Source organism: Rhizobium sp. BR 362, assembly GCF_036528765.1.
Classification (GTDB): Bacteria; Pseudomonadota; Alphaproteobacteria; order Rhizobiales; family Rhizobiaceae; genus Rhizobium.
In genome coordinates this window covers 101,864-123,319 of the sequence record NZ_JARWGH010000001.1, presented here as the reverse complement: position 1 = coordinate 123,319, position 21,456 = coordinate 101,864, and the positions used below count along the sequence as shown (strand labels likewise).

The following is a 21,456-nucleotide window of genomic DNA, read 5'->3' as shown; positions in this document are numbered from 1 at the left end:
CAACCTCTTAATTGTTCTCAATAGATAAGAAGATAGCGCTCACGGCGAGGTAGGTTGTTCGAAACAAAAAGGGCGAGCCCGAAGCCCGCCCCTCTCCTCATTCCGCCGCCGCCTCGGCCTCTTCGTGATCGGCCAGGAACCCGCCGGACTGACGGTTCCAGAGATCGGCGTAGATGCCGCCGTTGTGGACCAGATCGAGATGGGCGCCTGTCTCGATGATCCGGCCCTTGTCGAGGACGATGAGACGGTCCATCTCGGTCAAAGTCGACAGCCGGTGGGCGATGGCGATCACCGTCTTGCCCTGCATCAGCGCGAAGAGGTTTTCCTGGATCGCCGCTTCCACTTCGGAATCGAGTGCCGAGGTCGCCTCGTCCAGCACAAGGATCGGCGCGTCCTTCAGGAAGACGCGGGCAATCGCGATGCGCTGCCGCTGGCCGCCAGAGAGCTTGACGCCCCGCTCACCGACCTGAGCATCCAGCCCTTTGCGGCCTTGCATGTCGGAGAGCCCTTCGATGAACTCCCAGGCATTGGCGCGCTTGGCCGCCTGAATCACCTCCGCATCCGTCGCCTCCGGACGTCCATAGGCGATGTTGTCGCGGATCGAGCGGTGCAGCAGCGACGTATCCTGCGTCACCACACCGATCAGCGAACGCAGGCTGTCCTGCGTCACCTTGGCGACATCCTGGCCATCGATGGTAATGCGCCCGTTTTCGAGATCGTAGAACCGAAGCAGCAAGTTCATCAGCGTCGTCTTACCGGCGCCCGAGCGGCCGACAAGACCAACCTTCTCGCCGGCATGGATGTCGAAGGTCAGGTTGTCGATCACACCCTTGTCCTTGCCGTAATGGAAACGGACCTGATCGAAGTGGATCGCCCCCTGCTTGGCTTTGATCGCGGGCGCTGCCGGCATGTCGACGATGTCATGCGGCTTCGTCAGCATCTCGATGCCGTCATAGATCGTGCCGATGTTCTCGAACAGCGCCGAGACTTCCCACATGATCCATTGCGACATGCCGTTGACGCGCATGGCAAGCCCGATGGCAATGGCAATGGCGCCGATCGAAATCGAGCCGCTCAGCCAGAACCAGATCGACAACGCCGAGATGACGAACAGCGCCACGCAGTTATTGACGTAAACGGCGATGTAGAACAGCGTCACCTTGCGCATCTGCCCGTAGACGGTCTGCAGGAAGTCGCTCATGCTGGCCTTGGCGTAGCCCTCTTCGCGGCCTGCATGCGAAAACAGCTTCACCGTCGCGATGTTCGTATAGCTGTCGACCACCCGCCCCGTCATCGTCGAGCGTGCGTCGGCCTGAGCGGCGGCGATCTTTCGCAGTCGCGGCACGAAATAGCTGACGATGCCGATATAGATCACGAGCCACGCCAGGATCGGCAGCATCAGCCGCCAGTCTGCAGCAGCGATGACAAGGATCATCGACAGGAAATAGGTGACGACATAGACGAAGACGTCGAGGATCTTCATCACCGCTTCGCGCACGGCAAGCGAGGTCTGCATCACCTTGGTTGCGACGCGGCCGGCGAACTCGTTGGCAAAGAAGGTCATGCTGTGGCGCAGCAGGAAACGATGCATCTGCCAGCGGGCAATCATCGGATAGTTGCCAAGCAGCACCTGGTGCATGATGATGGAATCGAGCACGGCCGCGAGCGGCAAGCCGACCAGCACCATGGCACCCATCCAGAAGAGCTTCTTCCACTCCGTTTGCAGGAATGTCGCCTTGTCGGCATGCGACAGCCAATCGACGATATCGCCCAGGAACTGGAACAAAGCCACTTCGCCGACGGCGATCAGCATGGTGAGGACCGCCATGGCGATCAGCCAGGGCGCAGCCGGCTTGGTATAGTGCCAGCAGAAGGCAAAGAGGCCCTTCGGCGGAACGTCCGGCACCTCGCTCGGAAAAGGGTTTAGTCGCTGTTCGAACCAGCCAAACATGAAATGCTCCAAAGACTCGACCCTTCGGCCACTATTTCCGCGTCTAAAGGTGACCGCGGACTGATATGGTGGCCGGGTGATGAAAGAACGAGGCCCAATCGGCCGCGCAATGAATCAAAAGGGGGAAACTTGCAAAACGCGCTTTAAAGCGCCTGGATCACAGCCATCGGATCACGGCCGGGAGGCGCATCATCACAAACGAATTAGTCATCTGAGCCTCCTCTGTCGCAAGTTGTAGAGCGGTTGTGTTGTACCGTGCATTGGTCGCGTTGAAAAGCAAAATGTGCCTAAAAACGCGTCGAAATCGTCAATTCTGCTGATGAAGCATCACAGAAACAAAGGCATTCGACAAAAAGCGAAGACAAGCCCGGCCAATTTCGCTAGTTGCAGATTATGACTTCGCTGCGCATCGCCCTCTATCAGCCTGACATTCCCGGCAACACCGGCACGATCCTCCGTCTCGCCGCGTGCCTCGGGCTTGGCGTCGATATCATTGAACCCGCGGGTTTCGACATATCGGATCGCAACCTCAAGCGCGCCGGCATGGATTACCTCGCTGCCGTCACTCTGACGCGACATGTCAATTGGGAGCAATTCGAAATCTCGCGAGCGGAAAGCGGGCGGCGGCTGGTGCTTGCCTCCACCAAGGCGGCTCAGCGCTACACGGATTTCACCTTTCGGAAGGATGACATCCTGCTCTTTGGCCGCGAGAGCGCTGGGGTGCCCGATCATGTGCATGAAAAGGCCGATGGCCGCATTCTGATCCCGATGGTTGGCGGACAACGCTCCATCAATGTCGCCATGTCCGTGGCGATGATTTCGGGCGAAGCGCTGCGGCAAACGAACTGGTCGTAAATGTCGCGGCAAATCTGAACGCCTCCGGAGCCAATTGCCGTTGGCACGTCGGATAAAGTGTGAGAAGCTTGCCCCTGGAATGCTTTACCTAACGGCAGCCCTGGCGAGGTGACTCATGTTCCAGACGGCATTCACCCTCACCCTCACTCAATTCGCGCGCACCCTCAGCCTACCCGAGCGGCTGCAGCGCTCACCTTTACGCAACCTCACTCTGGAGGCACTTCGTCAGCGCAACACTGCGCTCGATGCCCTGTTTTACGACATCAAGGTCATCACGCCGGAAGAGGCTTTCTACCTCAGCGGCTCGCTTGCGGCCGAAGGCTCGATCATGATCGTGCCGCCGAGCGGTGGTGGCGCGATCATTCTCTGTGAAACACTGGAGGAGTGCGCGCTTCGCGGCGGGGGCGATGCCCGGGCATTGGCCGTCGCAGGCATCGGCGGCTCGGCTCTTGGTGCGGCCGCCTTCGCCCGCAATGTTGCCGATGCGATCGACACGCCGGTCGCGGTCGTCGTCTCCGGATATGGTCTGGCTGACATCGTCACGGAAGCCGTTGGCGGTCATTTCTTCTTTGGCCATTTGAGGGGTTTGCGGCCCGTCTTCCAAATGCTGGACGATTTAGCCGGGCGGCCGAAGTTCGGAGCCGCCGACAAGAGCGACAGCGAGACGGCGTCGCGAACCAGCCTCGATACGAGGACTGTGCGCGCCCTTCTTGCCGAACCTCGCTTCTCCTTCCGCCTGCTGGCCGGGCACTCGAAAGGCAATTTGGTCATTTCGGCCGCCCTTCACGAGCTCTGCAAGCAGGATCAGGTCGGGGCCGAGACATTGGCGAAGAGATTGAAGATCGTCACCATCGGCGCCCGCATCGCCATGCCGCCTGTCTTTTCCGATATCGTCGATGTCATCGGCGAATGGGACTGGTTCGGCGAGATGAACTCCAGGCCGTTCATTTCAGCCGATCAGCGCATTCCGCATGCTTGGCACCACACCAACACGGATTTGGCCGGCCATCTGCCTGTCACGGCCGTGCTCAAAGAGATTTTAGCCAAGGCCACGATTTCGGAGGAGACTGAAGCGGCGCCGGCCTTGCATGTCGTGGCCGAGCCGCAGGCATCGAATGCGCAGACAAATGCCGCCGCCTTGCCGTCTTCGAAGCGCCCGACGCGACGGCCCGCAACGGTCGATAAGGTGAAAGAGGCCTTCTCCGAAAAGACGTTGCGCGACCTCCCGCCGGTGCAGACCGACCGGTCTAGTGAAATGCAGCCGCCGAAGCCGCATTAAAATCAGCGGCTCCGTAATTATTGTCCAGATATGTCGCTCCTGGTGTTGAAGCCCGGGCGAAGAGAGACATATAATCTTTAGCCGGCAAGCAAATTGCTGCTCACTTACCGGACAGGTAAAAGCGCTGAAATCCATGCCTTTTCAGTGGCTTACATTCGATTCCGATAATCGCTGAAAATATGACGGCATGAGAAAGACATAAAAAGACGAAATGGAATCCACCATCGTGATGATCAATTTGTTCGGGGCCGTTGCTTTGCTGCTGTTCGGCCTCGCACAGGTGAAGGATGGTGTGTCGCGCGCCTTCGGCGCCAAACTCAGAACGGGCCTTGCCAGCGGCACGCGTGGCGGGCTGCGTTCCTTCACCTCGGGTTTCGTGGCAACGGTCGCACTGCAGAGTTCGACCGCAACGGCGCTGATGATCGCTTCTTTCGTGGAGCGCGATCTCGTCTTGCCGAGCATGGCGCAAATCGTGCTGCTCGGCGCCAATGTCGGAACGGCGGTGACGGCCTGGATCGTCGCGACCGGCATTGAATGGCTGTCGCCGTTGATCATTCTCATCGGCATAATCCTCTATCGCCGCTCGTCCACCACCAAGCAGGGCGCGGGTGCAGCGCTGATCGGCATCGGCCTGATGCTGCTGTCACTGCAATTGCTGAGCCTTGCCACCGCGCCGATGCGGCAGTCGCCGGCGCTTGCCGCCTTCATCGGCCTGCTTGACGGCGCTCTGCCAGTGGCTTTGATCTTTTCGGCTGTACTCGCCTTCGTCTCGTCGTCCAGTCTTGCCATGGTCGTGCTGATCCTGTCGCTCGCTTCCACCGGCATTCTCTCCCCGGCCCTGACGGTCGCGCTCGTTCTCGGCGCCAATCTCGGCGGCGCGATCCCGCCGGTCATGGCAACCCTCTCCGGCCCCGCCTCTGCGCGGCGGGTGACACTTGGCAATCTGATCGTGCGCACGATCGGCTGTCTCGTCGTCCTACCCTTTGCAGCCTATATCGGCGCCTGGATGCAATCCCTGCATTTTTCACCGGCCAAGCTGCCGGTCGACATCCACCTGCTCTTCAATGTTATCCTCGCCATCTGCGCCTGGCCCTTCTCGTCCCTTTTGTCGAAAACGATGCAGCGGATCGTGGCCGACGATCCGCAGACCGACGACGGGCCGAAATATCTCGATCACAACGCCCTCAACACGCCGGTCGTCGCACTTGCCAGCGCAACGCGCGAGGTTCTGGGCGTCGGTGATCTCATAGAGCGCATGCTGATCCGCACCGAAAACGCGTTCAACAACAATGATCTGGCGCCGCTCGAAGAAATCGCCGTTCTGGAAAAGCGCGTCGATCGGATCCAGCAAGAGGTAAAAATATATCTCTCCAAGCTCGGGCGCGAAGGCTTGGACGTCGAAAACGGCCGCCGTTCGATCGTCATCATCGACTATGCCATCAATCTCGAGCATATCGGCGACATCATCGAAAAAGGCCTGGCCGAACAGGTGGCAAAGAAGATCGGCAAAGGTCTGGCTTTCTCGGACGATGGCTATCAGGAGCTGGAGAGCCTGTTCAAGCTGACGATCGACAATCTGCGCATCGCCCAGACCATCTTCGTCACCCGCGATTTCAACCTCGCCCGCCAGCTCATGGAGGTGAAAGTCAACGTTCGCCGCCTGGAAAAACAATCCTCGGAGCGCCACCTCGAACGCCTGCGCGACGGCCGCGTCGACAGCCTGCAGACCAGCTCGCTCCACCTCGACATGTTGCGCGACCTGAAGCGCATCAACGCTCACATCGTCTCAGTGGCGCATCCGATCCTGGATGAGAGCGGGCTGCTGATCGAGAGCCGGCTGCGAAACACGCAATAGCCGGCTTAATCCCCCTCGTCTCTTATGCTTTGATTTTATTTAGCAATATGGGGATTTGCTCGCCATAACATTATCGCCACTTTAGAAGCCTATGTTGTGGGGCATTCTTAGATGACAGATGGAGGAAACGTCATGCGTCTGGACGCCTATCTGATCTTCGACGGCGATTGCAGGCAGGCCCTTGAATTCTACCAGCAATGCCTCGGCGGTGAACTCACTATCATGGACTACAGCCACCCGAATGTGGCGAGCCAAACGCCGGAGCACTGGCGCGAGAAAGTCATGCATGCGCGGCTGACGATCGGTGACGCTGTCTTGATGGCGTCCGACGGAAGGCCAGGTGAAACGGCAAGAAATACGGTTTCTCTATCTCCGTTCAAATCGACAAAGCGGAAGAAGCGGAAAAACTGTTTGCGGCCTTGCAGGAGGGCGGCGCGGTTACCATGCCGATCGATGAAACCTTCTGGGCGGAGCGTTTCGGCATGCTGGTCGACAAGTTCGGTGTGCCGTGGATGATCAATTGCCAGCGATCAACCGCCTGAAGACATCTAGCCACTTCAATCGGCGGATGGCAGGCGTCGCATGGTGAATTCGATGCGGTCGCCTTCCACCTGCCGCCAGCTTTCGACTTCCGTCCAATAGGCAGCTTTCGGAAATTCATCGAACCATTCGCGCGCCTTGGCGCGCGCTTCGGGGCGACTGAGACAAAACGTCTCGCGGACAAAATCACCTTTTCCGCCGGCAGGCTTTTCTTGCCGGTAACGTGATATCCTGCGTCTCAACCCGTCAAGGGGCGGCGGTCCGGGTATTTTCATCATGAAACCTCGCCTTTGAGAGCGAAGATAATACCGCATTTGCCATTTTGCGAGTCGATTCTCCGGCAGGCCCAGCGCGCTGGTGACGATGCGATGATGCTGATATTCAAACCGGGAATCGTCATTACGCGAATCGCGGGCCTCTGGCGGTCCGCACCGCCGGAGAGCATGCATGGAACGACCGGAACTTCCCAAAGGACTACCCGAGGACATCGAAGACAAGAAAGAAGCGGCAAGGGGCTGGTTCGAAAGCTTGCGGGACGCGATCTGCGCCCAGTTCGAACAGTTGGAGAACGAGCTTGCCGGCCCCCTCTCCGACCAGGAGCCGGGACGTTTCGTCGCCAAGGATTGGCTGAGGGAGAACGGTGAAGGCGGCGGCGGGCGCATGTCGATCATGGAAGGCCGCGTCTTTGAAAAGGTCGGCGTTCATACGTCCACCGTTCATGGCGAATTTTCGCCGGATTTCCGCAGCCAGATCCCGGGCGCCGAGGAAGATCCGCGTTTCTGGGCTTCCGGCCTGTCGCTGATCGCTCACCCCGTTAATCCGAATGTACCGACAGTGCATATGAATACGCGCATGGTGGTGACGACCAGCCATTGGTTCGGCGGCGGCGCCGACCTGACGCCGGTGCTCAACCGCCGGCGCACGCAGGAAGATCCAGACAGCGTCCTCTTCCACCGCGCCATGCAGATCGTTTGCGACCGTCATGCGGTTGCTGACTATCAGCGCTATAAAACATGGTGCGACGATTACTTTTATTTAAATCATCGCAACGAACCGCGCGGCATCGGCGGCATTTTCTTCGACTGGCTTCATTCTGGGGAGGAGGCAGGCGGTTGGGACGCCGATTTCGCGTTTACGCGCGATGTCGGACGTGCATTTTCCATGGTCTACCCGCGGATCGTGCGCTCGAACTTCAACGAAGTATGGTCCGAGGAGGATCGTGACGAACAATTAATTCGTCGCGGGCGCTATGTGGAGTTCAATTTGCTTTACGATAGGGGTACAATATTTGGGTTGAAGACAGGCGGCAACGTAGAGTCGATATTATCGTCCTTGCCACCCGTCGTGCGTTGGCCATAGAATGCCAATTGCTAATAAACAGAAACCCTAAAATAAGTTCGGAGGAGTACCGAGGTTACGTAATGCTCGTTTCAATCGGAGGAGGTTGTAATGGCAGTACAGAATCAAGTGGCAGAAGCTGCGAATGAACGAAAACTTTCGCGCACAGTCGATACGCCGGAATTCGTAGTCCGGCTGGCTGAAGACATGAGGATTAGAAGCGGGTCGGATCTGCCACTCTCCTGCTTCATCGAGCAGGTCAGAATGCAATTGGCCGGCAAGTCGCCAAGCGACGTTGCCCGCTTCGTATCCGACCGCCCGGCAAAACAAGCGCCCGTTCCGAAGTATCAGTCTTCGGATTGCTTCAAATCCTGGGCCATGCCGGATTGATATCCGGAAAGCATCGTCCGGCAGGGTGGGAGCCTTGCCGGACGTCCGAAACCTTTCCCCACCTTTTGCGTTTTGACCTTCAGGCCGTCCGGCGTGAAGTCTTTCATGGCGTCAAAATATCAGGAGGCAGATATGCGACTATTCGAATGTGGTACGCTGGTGCCGGGCTGCGATTGGCACACCCGGGCCAATGACGATGCCGAAGTGGTTCGCCGCGCTGTCGAGCACATGCGCAACACCCATGGCGAGACGATCATCCGCGAAAATATGGTCGACAATATCAAGGCCCGCATTCGCGACGAGGCAAGCGTCGTCTGATCACCCGATCATAGCCATCAGGACTCGATCAATTCCTTGAGCCGGGCGAGAAGCGCCGCCCGGTCCATGGCGAAGTTGCCGTCGAGCCATTGTTGCTCGAGTTTACCCAGGATATTACCAACCTGAGGCCCCGCGCTGAGCCCCGCCGCAAGCGCATCCGCACCATTGACCGGAAAGACCGGCTTCTTCCAGCGTCCCGTCCGCTCCAGTAACTTGCCGAGCCGTGCAGCGCGCGCCATTTCCTTGAAATCGCCTTCTGCCTTGCCCCGCGCAACGGCAAGCGCCAGCTTCAGCCGGGTGGCAAGGCCCGATGCATCATGCCGGTAAAGCAAGCGATCGAAGGCCGCTTCGGACACATCGTCCTTGACGCCCGGCGCATTCGCCCAGTCCTGCAAACAGGCGGCTTCGGCCTTCGAGAGCCTGAGCCTTTCGCCAAGCTTTGCCAATCTGGCGGCATCCGGCGGTACGATCGCTGCCAATCGCAGCAGCGGATCGGGCGCCCAGCCGAGGGCCTGTTCCGTCGCCACAAGCGCGGGAATGGCATCGATGCCCCATTTCTCCGTCTCCGGCAGGACCTCGGTCAAAATACCGACCTGCCGCATCCAGAGCAGAGCCCGGCCCGGATCTTTAGCGGCAAGCAGCTTTTTCATTTCCGACCAGACACGCTCTGCCGAAAGCGTCGCGATCTTCGACCGGGCGGCCGCGCAGGCGCGCAATCCGTCGGCATCCGGCCTTCCGCTGCCGTAATAGGCGAAAAAGCGGAAGAAGCGCAGGATCCGCAGATAATCCTCGGCAATCCGCGTCGCCGCATTGCCGATGAAGCGGATATTGCGGCGCTCCAGATCCGCGAGCCCGCCGACCATATCGAGGACCGTGCCATCGGCAGAGGCATAGAGCGCGTTGATCGTAAGATCCCGCCGCTCGGCATCCGCCTGCCAATCATCGCTGAAAGCCACCCGGGCGCGCCGGCCGTCTGTTTCAACATCGCGCCGCAAGGTCGTGATTTCGAAAGGCTTTCCATCAACCACCAGCGTCACCGTCCCGTGGGCGATGCCCGTCGGCACTGCCTTGATGCCGGCGACACCAGCCCTCTCGACGACGGCCTCGGGCAGCAACGTGGTGGCGATATCGACATCGGCGACCGGCAGCCCGAGCAGACTGTTGCGCACAGCTCCGCCGACAATCCGTCCCTCGCCGCCATCGGCGTTGAGCAACGCCAGCACCCGCTGCAGCGCTGCGTCCTGGAACCAGGCCTCACCGGCAATGGAGGTCATGAATAGAGCCTTTCGTAAAGCGTGCGGACGATGCCGGCTGTAATGCCCCAGATCATACGCGGGCCATAGGGCATTCGGTAGAAATGCCGCTCCATCCCCTGCCAGACCATGCTGTCGGTCACATGATGGCTGGGATCCATAAGAAAGGAGAGCGGCACTTCGAAAGCGTCCTCCACCTCGGTGGGATTGAGAGCCAGTTCGAAGCCGGGCTTGACCACGGCGAGGATCGGCGTGATGCGGAAACCGGTCGCAGCCAGATAATACGGCAAGCGGGCAACGGGCTCGATGAAAACATCCGCCAACCCGATTTCTTCACCGGCCTCGCGCACCGCTGCCATTTCCGGCGAAACGTCCTCCGGATCGATCGCGCCGCCCGGAAAGGCGATCTGGCCGGAATGCTTGCGCAAGGTCGAGGTGCGCAGCGTGAAGATGACATTGGCGTCGTCGCCGTCGTCCACTACGGGCACAAGCACCGCGGCGTCGCGCAGCTTAAGGCCTTCGACCTGCAAAATGGTGTCCGGATTGAGCGCATGGTCGCCGTGGTCGCGCCAGGCAAGGTCGATCGGGCTGCCGCTCTGATTGAGCGCACGACGCCGGAATTCGGCGGCCGAGTAAAGCGGAAACTCGCTCATCGCGTCAGAGCATCCAATTCGGCGACCGGCATGACTGGAAAGATCGTGCCGCCGGAGCACACGCAGAACATCTCGCGCCCGGCAATCACCACCGTCTCGCCGAGTTCGACGAGATCATACATCACGGCGCGCGTCACCAGCGCCTCCAGCCGGCCGCGGACATGCAGATAGGGTTTCAACTCGTCGTTCTCGCCGCGGATCACGAAACGGATCGGATGTTCCCTGCCCGCCTCGACGACATCGCCGACATTGGTGCGGAACATCAGTACCCGCTTGCCTTCGCGCTCGGTGACGCTCATTTCGACGGCGATGAAGGGCGCGTCGATGACACGGATGCCGATCTTTTCCACAGGCGTGACGAGATAGGTCTTCTCATCCGTATCCTTGCGCAGCACCGTTGAAAACAGCCGGACCAGCGGCGCACGGCCGATCGGCGTTCCCATATAGAACCAGGTGCCATCAGCGCGGATTTCCATATCGATATCGCCGCAAAACGGGGGATTCCAGCGATCGACGGGCGGCAGGCTCTTCTTGCGTCCACCGGCATCGCCAGCCGCGCGCGAAATCAGCGCAGCCAGACTTGCCGCATCGCTCGCCTCTCTGATTTCCTCGGTTGCCATTCTTCCGTCCCGGTTTGTGCTTAGTTACGAATACGGCCCTCTCTCACGAGATAGTCATTCGAAACGTGCTTGTCAGCTATCTTCATGGCGATAGGTTCTATTGATTATGGGGCAAATGTGTAAGGTCTGCGAATCGCGTACCGTTTTTCTGCCGTTGGAGACGCAAATGGGCATGATCAAATCGACCGAAACGAGCCTCGACGACCAGGCGATCATCGCATCCGCCGAACAGGCGTTGAAAGATATCGCCTCCATCCGCGCCGAAGTCTCAAAGGTCATCTTCGGCCAGGAAAGCGTCGTGGAGAATACGCTTCTTGCCGTGCTGGCCGGCGGCCACGCGTTGCTCGTTGGCGTGCCCGGCCTCGCCAAGACCAAGCTGGTGACCACGCTCGGCGCCGTTCTCGGCCTTGCCGCCAACCGCGTCCAATTTACGCCGGACCTGATGCCCTCTGATATTCTCGGCTCGGAAGTCATGGACCAGGACGAAACCGGCCGCCGCTCCTTCCGCTTCGTTAAGGGGCCGGTCTTCGCGCAATTGCTGATGGCCGACGAGATCAACCGCGCTTCGCCGCGCACGCAGTCGGCGCTGCTGCAGTCCATGCAGGAGTATCATGTCACCATCGCCGGCCAGCGCTACGATCTGCCCGCGCCGTTCCATGTTCTCGCGACCCAGAACCCGCTGGAACAGGAAGGCACTTATCCGCTGCCGGAGGCGCAGCTCGACCGTTTCCTGCTGCAGGTCGATGTCGATTATCCGGAACTTGCCGATGAGCGCAAGATCCTGCTTGAAACCACGGGCCTCGGAGAAGCAACGCCGCATGCCGTGATCGATGCGGCGCGATTGATGGAAATTCAGAAGCTGATCCGCCAGATGCCAGTCAGCGACGGCGTCGTCGACGCCATCTTGTCGCTGGTGCGTTCCGCGCGCCCCGGCCAAGGCAATGATGCGACCGACAAGCACGTCGCCTGGGGCCCCGGTCCGCGCGCCGGCCAGGCGATGATGCTCTGCGCCCGCGCCAGGGCGCTTTATGAAGGCCGCCTTGCGCCGTCGCTCGACGACGTGCATGCCCTGGCCGAGCCGGTGCTGGAACATCGCATGGCGCTGACCTTTGCGGCCCGTGCGGAAGGCATGTCGGTGCGGGACGTGATTGCAGGGCTGATCAAGCGGTCGAGATCGTAACCCAGGGTGTCGAGGAGAGTATAACGCGTGGCATCCATCGGACAGATCGTCAGCCCGACCCCAGGCAATGATGCCCTCTCCCGAGCCCGCAGCCGTGCTGCCCTCGTGCCGGATTGCCTTGTCGAAGCCAAGCGCATCGCCAATACTGTGATTGCCGGCTGGCACGGCCGGCGCAAGCGCGGCATCGGCGAAAACTTCTGGCAGTTCCGCCCCTATGCCGAGGGTGAGAGCCTGTCTCGCATCGACTGGCGCCGCTCGGCCCGCGACGATCATACCTATATCCGCGATCATGAATGGGAAGCGGCTCACACCATATGGCTCTGGGCCGACATGTCGCCCTCGATGATGTACAAATCGACCTACGGCCATGTCTCGAAGGAAGGCCGTGCGCTGGTGCTGATGCTGGCGCTCGCCGAAATCCTTGCCCGTTCCGGCGAACGGATCGGCTGCCCCGGCGTCATGGAACCGGTCTCCGCCCGCAACGCCGCCGAGCGGCTGGCAGCCGCCCTGATGCACACGCCGCTCGAAGGCGGCCTACCGCAGACCAACATGATCCGTGGCTGGAGCGATATCGTATTGATCGGCGATTTTCTGGACGACGCCGAAAGCATAATGGGCCGGATTGGACCACTGGCCCGCCGCGGATTGCGCGGTCACGTTGTCGAGGTCGCAGACCCCGCCGAAGAGATCTTCCCCTATGCCGGCCGCACCGAATTCACCGATCCGGAAAACGGCTCAAAGCTGTTGGCTGGCCGCGCGGAAAACCTGCGTGAAGATTACCAGCGCGCCTATCTTGCCCGCCGTGAAAGCCTCGGCCAATCGCTGCGGCATCTCGGCTGGACCTTTGTGAGCCACCGCACCGACCGGCTGACGTCGGAAGCGCTGGTCGCCGTGCATATGTATCTCTCCGGCATGCCCGCCAAAGCAACGCTCGGGGGGCAGCCATGAGCGCGCTCTCCTTCGCTTTCGCCTCTCCGGCCATCCTCGGCGCATTGATTCTGCTTCCGGCGATCTGGTGGCTGCTGCGCCTGACGCCGCCGCATCCGAGAGCGGAAGTGTTTCCGCCGCTTCGCATCCTGGCAATGATCCTGAAGCGAGAGGAAACGCCGGCGCGCAGCCCCTGGTGGTTGACGCTGCTGCGTATGGTGCTTGCCACTCTGGTCATCCTCGCCATCGCCAATCCTATGTTCAATCCGCGCACCAATACGCTGTCGAGCAGCGGACCGTTGGTGCTCGTCATCGACAATAGCTGGGCGAGCGCCGCCGATTGGGATCGTCGTGTGCAAACGGCCGATGCGTTGATCGACGACGCCGATGCTAAAGGCATCCCTGTCTCCATCGCCTTCACCGCGGATCGGAGCAACGACAGCACGCCCGGCGCCGCTGCCGCCGCGCGCGACAAGCTCCACGCGTCGACTGCAAGGCCGCTGGTGCCGGATCGCCAGCGCGCCTCCCAAGCCATCAAAGCCGCTTTGAATGGCACCAAGCCGGGCACGATCGCCTTCCTCTCCGACGGCGCCGAAAGCAGGGACAAGGACGATATTGTCAACCAGCTTGCCGCCCTTGGCCCCAGCGAATTGCGGCTGATCGAAAGCGATGGCAGCGAGGTGCTGGCAATCACCGGCGCCACCAACGCCGCCGACAACATGACCGTCACCGCGACGCGGCTGAACGGCAGCGATCCGCTCCGACTGGGGCTCAGCGCACTGGACAATCAGGGACGGCCGATCGCGGCTGGCTCGTTGAATTTCGCTGGCGGCCAGACGATCGCGACCGGCACCATCACCGCCCCCTTCGAAATGCGCAATGATTTCGCCCGTATCAGCATCGACCGCCATGCGAGCGCCGGCGCCGTGCATCTGCTCGACGACGGTTTCAAGCGTCGTCGCGTGGCGCTGCTATCCGGACAGGCGGCCGACGAATTCCAGCCGATCCTGTCGCCGCTTTATTACATTCAGCGCGCCCTGCAGCCCTATGCCGATCTGATCCAGCCGAATAGTGCCGATCTGGCGAAGTCGATCCCCGAGCTGCTCGCTGGCAACCCTTCCGTCATCATCATGGCCGATGTCGGCCGCCTGCCGCAGGAAAGCTACGCACCGCTGCAGCGATGGATCCAGAACGGCGGCACACTGGTGCGTTTCGCCGGACCGCGCCTCGCAGCAGCTCCGGCCGACGATCCGCTGGTGCCGGTGACGTTGCGCCAGGGCGAGCGCACCTTCGGCGGCGCACTTTCCTGGGCCGAGCCACAGCCGCTTGCCGACTTCCCCTCCTTCGGTCCCTTTGCCGGCATGCCGAGGCCGACCAACGTCCTCATCAAGCGGCAGGTGCTGGCCGAGCCGACGCCCGATCTTGCCGAACGCACCTGGGCAAGTCTTGCGGACGGAACACCGCTCGTGACCGAAAAGCAGATGCAGGCCGGTCGCATCGTCCTCTTCCATGTCAGTGCCGAACCCGAATGGTCCGACCTGCCGATCTCGGGCGACTTTGTGGAGATGCTGCGCCGTATCGTACAGCTTTCGCGCTCCGGCGGCGTCACCTCGACCGAAAGCGCCCCGAAGACCAGCGAGGCGCTGCCGCCATTCCGGCTGCTGACCGCCAAGGGTGTGCTGACCAGCGAGACCGGCAATGCCCGCCCCCTCGACCCGAACAGCAAAGGTGCAATCGCGGCCAATTTCGACAACCCGCCCGGCCTCTACGGCTCGGAAGAAGGCTTTACTGCGCTCAACGTGCTACCCGACGGCGCGGAACTCAGGCCGCTGGATATCTCCGGCTCCAGCGTATCCATCGGGCATGAGGGTCTGATCGGCGGTGAGGCCTGGTCGGCCAAGCCGATCCTCTTTACCATCGCCTTCCTCGTGCTTTTGGCAGACAGCCTCATCGTGCTCTTCATGAATGGCGCCTTCCCGCGTCTTCGCAGATCGACGAAGACGATCGCTGGCGGAGCTGCGGTGCTGCTGCTCGCCATATCGGTTGCCGCCTTCCTGCATCCGACGAACACCTGGGCCGACGATTCCAAACCCGGCAACGACACCGTCTATTCGCGGCTCGACAAAACGCATCTTGCCTATGTCGTCACCGGTGAATCCGACGTCGATCATACTTCCGAGCGTGGACTTGTTGGCCTCTCCGATTTTCTGACCTACCGCACGACTTTGGAGCCGGGACCGCCTGTGGGCGTGGACCCCGCCAAGGACGAGCTCGCCTTCTATCCGATCATTTATTGGCCGATTTCCGCTGCCGCGCCGATGCCGTCCAACGATGCCATCAACCGCATCGACGCCTATATGCGCAATGGCGGTACCGTGCTTTTCGACACGCGCGACGCGATCGACACGATGGGCGACAATACCACGCCCAGCCCGAACGGCCAGCGGCTGCAAACGATCCTCGCCAATCTCGAGATTCCGGCACTGGAGCCGGTGCCCGCCGGTCACGTGCTCACCAAATCCTTCTACCTGCTATCGAGCTTTCCCGGCCGCTACGCCGACAGCCCGCTCTGGATCGAGGCGCGACAGGATACGCGCGCAGATGGCCATGCCGTCTCCTCCTCGGATGGGGTGACGCCGATCATGATCACCGGTAACGACTTTGCCGGCGCCTGGGCAACGGACGACAATGGCTCTCCGCTGCTGCCGACCGTGCCGCCGGACGAGACACAGCGCGAATACGCCTACCGCACCGGCGTCAACATCATGATGTACATGCTGACCGGCAACTATAAGTCCGATCAGGTGCACATCCCGGACATTCTGGAACGGTTGGGGCAGTAAGATGAATATTGGTTTCGCCCCCTTCCTGCCCTGGCCCGTTCTGGCCGCGCTTGCGGTGCTGACGCTTGGTATTGTCACGCTCGGGATCTACCGGCGCATGCGCGGCAGTTGGATCCGCACACTGGCGGCATTCGCCCTGCTGGCGGCCCTTGCCAATCCCGTGCTAATGCAGGAGGACCGCGACCAGCTCTCTACGATCGTCCCCGTCATCGTGGACCGCAGTCCGAGCCAGGAGACGCCGGAGCGCGTCAAGATGACCGACGATGCTTTGGCGGCACTCAAGGACCGGTTGGCGCAATTCCCGCGGATCGAACCGCGGATCGTCGAAGTACGCGAACCCGCCGAATCCGAGTCGCCGTCGACACGGCTCTTCGCTGCGCTGTCCTCGGCGACCGCCGACGTGCCGCCCGCTCGTGTCGGCGGCGCGATCTTCCTGACCGACGGTCAGATCCACGATATTCCCAGCGTCAATCAGGCACTCGGCTTCGATGCGCCCATCCACGGGCTGATCACCGGCAAGCCGGACGAATTCGATCGTCGCATAGAGGTGGTGCGCGCGCCTCGCTTCGGCATCGTCAATGACGAGCAACAGCTCGTGCTGCGCGTCGTCGATGACGGCAAAAGCCCTGGCGGCACTGCGGCCGTTACCGTCAGGATGAATGGCGACGAGATCGCCACGCTGCAGGCGACGCCGGGCCAGGATACCCCCTTCAGCTTCAAGGTGCCGCGCGCCGGCAACAACGTGCTTGAATTCGCCGTCGCCGAAGTCCCCGGCGAAGTGACGCCCATCAACAACCGCACCGTCCAACTGATCGAAGGCATCCGCCAGAACATGCGTGTGCTGCTCGTCTCCGGCGAACCGCATGCCGGCGAGCGCGCCTGGCGCAATCTCCTGAAATCAGACGCTGCCGTCGACCTCGTGCATTTCACCATCTTGCGTCCGCCGGACAAGCAGGATGGCACGCCGATCAATGAGTTATCGCTGATTGCTTTCCCAACGCGTGAACTCTTCGTCGACAAGATCAGTTCTTTCGACCTGATCATTTTCGACCGTTATCAGGACCGCCCGAACGTCCTGCCGACGATCTATTATGATTACATGGCCCAATATGTCGAAAACGGCGGCGCTTTGCTGGTGGCTGCCGGCCCCGAACATGCGGCCGGCAATTCGATTGCACTGACGCCGCTGTCCTCCGTGCTTCCGGCCGAGCCGACCGGCCAGATGATTGAGAAGCCCTTCTATCCGCGCCTGTCGGAACAGGGCCGCAAGCATCCGGTCACGCGCGGTCTCGACGGATCGGACACCGAACCGCCGCATTGGGGACGCTGGTTCCGCAGCGTCGATGTCGAGAAACCGCAAGGCCAGACCGTGATGGTCGGCGCCGATAACCATCCCCTGCTGGTTCTGAACCGCGTCGGCCAGGGCCGCGTCGCCATGCTGCTCTCCGATGAAGGCTGGCTCTGGGCGCGCGGCTACGAAGGCGGCGGGCCGCATGTGTCGCTCTATCGCCGCATCGCGCATTGGCTCCTGAAAGAACCGGCTCTGGAGGAAGAGGCACTGACAGCACGCGCCGCCGGGCGTTCGCTGGAAGTCACTCGCCAGACCATCGGCGACGATCCCGGCCCTGCGACCGTCAAAGCACCTTCCGGCAGCACTGAGACGATACAGTTGAAGCAGACGCAGCCCGGCCTCTATCAGGCCCAGAAGCACATGAGCGAAATCGGCCTCTACCAGATCACCAGCGGCAATCTCTCGACTCTGGTGCATGTCGGCGCCGTCGACGCGCCGGAATTCAAGGCTATGATCTCGACCACGGAAACGCTGAAGCCTCTGGCGGAAAAGACCAAGGGACTTGTCACCCGGGTTGCCAGCTCCGGCGGCGGCGTCACCGTCCCGCCGATCTTGCCGGTGCGCGGCGCGGTTCGCATCGCCGACAACCAGCGCCTGACCATCCGCATGACTGACGAAACCGTCTTGAAGGGCGTCAACACCCTGCCCCTTTTTGCGGGCTTCGCCGGCCTTGCAGCCCTCCTCTTCGCCTTCTCCGCCATGTGGTGGCGTGAAGGACGGTGAATATGATGCCGCAACTTGAAGTGACCGATGCCCCGTCAGAAAGCGAACTCGCGGCGATCGGCGAAGGATTGACGGCCTTTAACGCCGCCGATGTCGGCCCGTCCAGGCGCCGCTCACTCGCCGTTCTGATCCGCGACGAAAGCGGCAAGACCATAGGCGGTATCTCGGGCTACACGGCCTGGGGCTGGCTATTCACGGCATGGCTGTTCGTACCGGAAACGCTGCGCGGTCAAGGCATGGCGGGAAAGCTTTTGGAAGCGGCGGAGAAGGAAGCGGTCGCGCGCGGTTGCCAAGGCGCCTGGATCGATACCTTCAATCCCCAGGCGCTCCGCGCCTATCAACGGCAGGGCTATGTCATCTTCGGCGAGCTGCCGGATTTTCCCATCGGCCGCAGCCGCTACTTTCTGCAGAAAAAACTATCGCCCCGCTGATGGAAACGGGGCGATAGCCTGCTGCTAAGCCCTACACCGCGATCTTGCCGCCACCGCTCTTCGTGATGACCACCACTGCCGGCCGGACCGGCATATCCGGCTCGAAGTCCGGCCAGCGGGTCGACAGGTCCTCATAATAGGACGGACGGCCGTGACCGGACCAGTCATCGCCGCCGTCGCCGGGATGCTGTACGGCGACGAAGGCCGTCTGGTCATCGGGAAGGAACAGCGGGCCGCAAAGCTCGGCGCCGACCGGCACGCGATAGAACAATTTCGATGTCGCCCGCGCCGCGCCTTCCGTATCGACGGCCCAGAGGCCATCGGTGCGGCCGGTCGCCTTGTTATTGTTGCCATCGGTTGCCACCCAGAGGCGGCCGGCAGCATCGATGGAACAGTTGTCCGGCATGCCGAACCAACCGTTCTTCGTGGTGTCCGTCGAAAAGGACGCGCCGACATCGGCGACGGAAGGATCGCCGCATTTCAGCAGCACTTCCCACTTGCCCGCCGTCGCTGAAAACACGCCGTCGTCCTCGCTGATCTCGATGATATGACCGAAGGCATTATCGGCGCGCGGATTGGCGCTGTCGATCTGCTCCGGCTTGCGCTTGGTGTTGTTGGTCAGCATGACATAGACCTTGCCGTTCACTGCATTGGGCTCGATGTCTTCCGGCCGATCCATCTTGGTTGCGCCGAGCAGGTCTGCGGCGCGACGTGTTTCGATCAGGACATCGGCCTGGCTGGCAAACCCGTTTTCCGCCGTCAGCGGACCTTGGCCGAAGGTCAGCGGCAGCCATTTCAGCGTACCATCCTCCGAAAACTTGGCGACATAAAGCGTGCCATTGTCGAGCAGATCGAGATTGGCGGCGCGGTCGGCCGCATTATAGGTACCCGCGGTCACGAACTTGTAGACATAGTCGAAGCGTTCGTCGTCGCCGAGATAGAGAACAACACGGCCATCCTTGGAGACGATATTGGCTGCACCCTCATGCTTGACGCGGCCGAGCGCGGTGCGTTTCTTCGGCACCGACTGCGGATTGAGGGCATCGACTTCCACGATCCAGCCATAACGGTTCGGCTCGTTCGGCTCCTTGGAAAGATCGAAGCGATCGTAGAAATTCGCCCACTCATAGGCGCCTTCCGGCACACCGTAACGCTTGTAGTTGGCCGCTTCCTTATGGCCTTCCGGCAGCTTGCCGGAGAAATAGCCATGGAAGTTTTCCTCAGCCATGATGTAGGTGCCCCATGGCGTGACGCCGCCGGCGCAATTGTTCATCGTGCCGATCACCTTCGTGCCCGTCGCGTCGGCCGACGTCTTCAGCCGGTCATGCCCGGCCGCCGGGCCGGTCAACTGCATCTCCGTCGCTGCCGTGATGCGGCGGTTATATTGGCCATCCGGCACGATCTGCCATTTGCCGTCGACCTTTCGGATCTCGACGATCGTACCGCCATGCGCCGCCATTTCGACGTCGACCTGCGCCTGGCTGAGCGGCGCCTGCTTGATCTTGCCATCAGCGATGGTCACCAAACCCGGAAACATCAGATGCGGGTTGGTATATTCGTGATTGACGACCAGCAGGCCGTGCTCGGACGAACCGTTCAGCGGGATATAGCCGACATAATCATTGTTGTAGCCGAACTGTCGGCGCTGGGCCTCGGCCGTCTGGTTCTTGGGATCGAAGGCAGGCGAATCGGCAAAGAGCGCGTCGCCCCAGCGCAGCAGCACGTTGGCGTCATAACCTTCGGCGACATGGTGATCGGCATCAACGCCGGCTTCGACCTCCTTGAACGCGAAAGCCGTACCGCCGGCGGCCCGTGCCTTTTCCGCACTCAGCAAAGCGAGCGGCCCCACCGTCGCAGTGATTGCGGAAACGGCGAGCGTCCCCTGCAGGAAGCCACGGCGGGAAAAGCGACGTCCGATTATTTCCCCCATCGTCGGATTGCCGGTGCCATTGTGCCCCTCGCCATCAGCCTCTTCCAGTTGGCTGGTCGGGAATATGTCTTTTTGCGTGAGATTTCCGGTCATTGCACTACCCCCAAGTTTAGCAACAGTCCTAATTTAGAACCGAGGAAACTCTAGGTTTGCCATATGACAGATAGATGAAAAAATGCCGCGCGTGGGTAGCGCGCGGGCACGGCGCTACCCTGCCTGTGGAAATCGTTGTGACTAGACCGCGATTGCCCTCAGCGGCAGATCTTCATCGTCATTCTCCTCATCGGAGACAACAACCGGAATATCTGCGTCACGCCAGACGATCGTGCCCTTCAGCCGCGCATGCGTATCAGCGGCGATCGGGACAACGAGCACCCTGTTGGGGTCGACCGGCCCGGGAAAGGCGAGCGCGTTGTAGGCGACCTTCTCGAAGCCGAGTGGGCCGTAATAGGGAGGATCGCCCACCAGGATCACTGCTTCCGAACCCCTGCGTTTGGCGGCTTCGACGGCGATCCGCACGAGCTCGCGGCCGATACCCTGGTTCTTGTGCGACGGCCGGACGGCGAGCGGTCCAAGCAGATGCCCTTTGACGGACCCGGCCAGCACTGGCGTCATCCGCACGGAAGCGATCGTCTCGCCGTCGTCGGTGCAGATGAAAGAGAGCGAGCGGTCATGCGGCCCCTGCTCGCGAATCCGCGCTGCGGCGCGGGTGAACCGGCCGGGACCAAATGCTTCTTCGTTGATGAGTTCAATGACGGCGTCATGCGACGCGTCCTCAGTGAGGTAGACCAGTTCGTGCTTGTGCATTAGACCAAAGAAACCAGATAGACATACAGGATTGTTCTCGAAAACGCTTCGCGAGCGTTCGGGATCATCGGCGTCGTCGCAGGCTTCTGATTGCTTCCATGGCAAGTGGTCCTCAAAGTGTGACAAGCCCGATAGCAGGAAATACCCTGCCCGTCCAATGCAAAATGCGAGCGGCCGATCATTGAGACATGATCTTCTTCGAAAACCGGTCG

19 protein-coding genes and 1 pseudogene are annotated in these 21,456 nt (G+C 61.1%); 13 read left to right on the top strand and 7 right to left on the bottom strand.

Annotation, left to right across the window (positions count from 1 at the left end; translation table 11 throughout):
- Positions 1-97: 97 nt before the first annotated feature.
- Positions 98-1,951: an ABC transporter ATP-binding protein gene (locus QDY28_RS00605; RefSeq protein WP_331379753.1), complete on the bottom strand. Its 1,854-nt coding sequence runs from the start codon at positions 1,949-1,951 to the stop codon at positions 98-100.
- 393 nt (positions 1,952-2,344) lie between these two features.
- On the opposite strand from QDY28_RS00605, the gene QDY28_RS00600 reads away from it, so the two are divergent.
- The 5 genes and pseudogenes from QDY28_RS00600 (at position 2,345) to QDY28_RS00580 (ending at position 6,482) form a co-directional block, all read left to right on the top strand.
- Positions 2,345-2,806: a tRNA (cytidine(34)-2'-O)-methyltransferase gene (locus QDY28_RS00600; RefSeq protein ID WP_331379752.1), complete on the top strand. Its 462-nt coding sequence runs from the start codon at positions 2,345-2,347 to the stop codon at positions 2,804-2,806.
- Between the two features lie 115 nt (positions 2,807-2,921).
- On the top strand, positions 2,922-4,085 hold the full coding sequence (locus QDY28_RS00595) for a hypothetical protein (protein ID WP_331379751.1): 1,164 nt from the start codon (positions 2,922-2,924) through the stop codon (positions 4,083-4,085).
- A gap of 211 nt (positions 4,086-4,296) precedes the next feature.
- Complete coding sequence (locus QDY28_RS00590) at positions 4,297-5,940, top strand: Na/Pi cotransporter family protein (RefSeq protein ID WP_331379750.1); 1,644 nt, start codon at positions 4,297-4,299, stop codon at positions 5,938-5,940.
- A 111-nt stretch (positions 5,941-6,051) separates the two neighbouring features.
- A pseudogene (locus QDY28_RS00585) lies at positions 6,052-6,234 on the top strand (VOC family protein); the annotation flags it as partial.
- 125 nt (positions 6,235-6,359) lie between these two features.
- On the top strand, positions 6,360-6,482 hold the full coding sequence (locus QDY28_RS00580) for a hypothetical protein (RefSeq protein WP_331379749.1): 123 nt from the start codon (positions 6,360-6,362) through the stop codon (positions 6,480-6,482).
- Positions 6,483-6,497: 15 nt separating this feature from the next.
- On the opposite strand, the gene QDY28_RS00575 is transcribed toward QDY28_RS00580, so the two are convergent.
- The gene (locus QDY28_RS00575) at positions 6,498-6,758 is read right to left on the bottom strand and encodes a hypothetical protein (protein WP_331379748.1); all 261 of its coding nucleotides are present in this window, start codon (positions 6,756-6,758) and stop codon (positions 6,498-6,500) included.
- Positions 6,759-6,927: 169 nt separating this feature from the next.
- On the opposite strand from QDY28_RS00575, the gene hemF reads away from it, so the two are divergent.
- The 3 genes from hemF to QDY28_RS00560 all read left to right on the top strand — a co-directional run bounded on the left by hemF (position 6,928) and on the right by QDY28_RS00560 (position 8,526).
- On the top strand, positions 6,928-7,839 hold the full coding sequence (gene hemF / locus QDY28_RS00570; protein WP_331379747.1) for an oxygen-dependent coproporphyrinogen oxidase: 912 nt from the start codon (positions 6,928-6,930) through the stop codon (positions 7,837-7,839).
- Between the two features lie 90 nt (positions 7,840-7,929).
- Positions 7,930-8,208, top strand: a complete 279-nt coding sequence (locus QDY28_RS00565) for a hypothetical protein (protein WP_028751686.1) — start codon at positions 7,930-7,932, stop codon at positions 8,206-8,208.
- A gap of 132 nt (positions 8,209-8,340) precedes the next feature.
- Positions 8,341-8,526: a DUF1059 domain-containing protein gene (locus tag QDY28_RS00560; RefSeq protein ID WP_331379745.1), complete on the top strand. Its 186-nt coding sequence runs from the start codon at positions 8,341-8,343 to the stop codon at positions 8,524-8,526.
- Positions 8,527-8,543: 17 nt separating this feature from the next.
- Here the strand turns inward: QDY28_RS00560 and QDY28_RS00555 are convergent, their stop codons facing one another.
- Genes QDY28_RS00555 through QDY28_RS00545 form a run of 3 tightly spaced genes read right to left on the bottom strand, consistent with a single transcriptional unit; the run spans position 8,544 to position 11,052 of the window.
- The gene (locus QDY28_RS00555) at positions 8,544-9,800 is read right to left on the bottom strand and encodes a CCA tRNA nucleotidyltransferase (RefSeq protein WP_331379743.1); all 1,257 of its coding nucleotides are present in this window, start codon (positions 9,798-9,800) and stop codon (positions 8,544-8,546) included.
- On the bottom strand, positions 9,797-10,432 hold the full coding sequence (locus tag QDY28_RS00550) for an NUDIX hydrolase (RefSeq protein ID WP_331379742.1): 636 nt from the start codon (positions 10,430-10,432) through the stop codon (positions 9,797-9,799). Before QDY28_RS00550 ends, QDY28_RS00555 begins: the two co-directional genes overlap by 4 nt.
- Positions 10,429-11,052, bottom strand: coding sequence for a DUF1285 domain-containing protein (locus tag QDY28_RS00545; RefSeq protein WP_331379741.1), 624 nt, complete (start codon positions 11,050-11,052; stop codon positions 10,429-10,431). The genes QDY28_RS00550 and QDY28_RS00545 overlap by 4 nt, the downstream gene beginning before the upstream one ends.
- A gap of 166 nt (positions 11,053-11,218) precedes the next feature.
- Here QDY28_RS00545 and QDY28_RS00540 point away from each other — a divergent pair, with 166 nt between their 5' ends.
- Genes QDY28_RS00540 through QDY28_RS00520 form a run of 5 tightly spaced genes read left to right on the top strand, consistent with a single transcriptional unit; the run spans position 11,219 to position 18,507 of the window.
- Positions 11,219-12,232: an AAA family ATPase gene (locus QDY28_RS00540; RefSeq protein WP_331379740.1), complete on the top strand. Its 1,014-nt coding sequence runs from the start codon at positions 11,219-11,221 to the stop codon at positions 12,230-12,232.
- 27 nt (positions 12,233-12,259) lie between these two features.
- A complete protein-coding gene (locus QDY28_RS00535) occupies positions 12,260-13,180 on the top strand; it encodes a DUF58 domain-containing protein (protein WP_331379739.1) in 921 nt (306 codons plus the stop codon).
- Positions 13,177-16,002, top strand: a complete 2,826-nt coding sequence (locus QDY28_RS00530) for a DUF4159 domain-containing protein (RefSeq protein WP_331379738.1) — start codon at positions 13,177-13,179, stop codon at positions 16,000-16,002. The genes QDY28_RS00535 and QDY28_RS00530 overlap by 4 nt, the downstream gene beginning before the upstream one ends.
- 1 nt (position 16,003) lies before the next feature.
- Complete coding sequence (locus tag QDY28_RS00525) at positions 16,004-18,076, top strand: hypothetical protein (RefSeq protein WP_331379737.1); 2,073 nt, start codon at positions 16,004-16,006, stop codon at positions 18,074-18,076.
- A gap of 5 nt (positions 18,077-18,081) precedes the next feature.
- Complete coding sequence (locus QDY28_RS00520; protein ID WP_331380057.1) at positions 18,082-18,507, top strand: GNAT family N-acetyltransferase; 426 nt, start codon at positions 18,082-18,084, stop codon at positions 18,505-18,507.
- A 31-nt stretch (positions 18,508-18,538) separates the two neighbouring features.
- Here QDY28_RS00520 and QDY28_RS00515 read toward each other — a convergent pair whose 3' ends face one another.
- Together QDY28_RS00515 and QDY28_RS00510 are read right to left on the bottom strand one after the other, a co-directional pair.
- Positions 18,539-20,530, bottom strand: a complete 1,992-nt coding sequence (locus QDY28_RS00515; protein ID WP_331379736.1) for a PhoX family protein — start codon at positions 20,528-20,530, stop codon at positions 18,539-18,541.
- Between the two features lie 141 nt (positions 20,531-20,671).
- Positions 20,672-21,244, bottom strand: a complete 573-nt coding sequence (locus tag QDY28_RS00510) for a GNAT family N-acetyltransferase (RefSeq protein WP_331379735.1) — start codon at positions 21,242-21,244, stop codon at positions 20,672-20,674.
- Positions 21,245-21,456 lie beyond the last annotated feature (212 nt).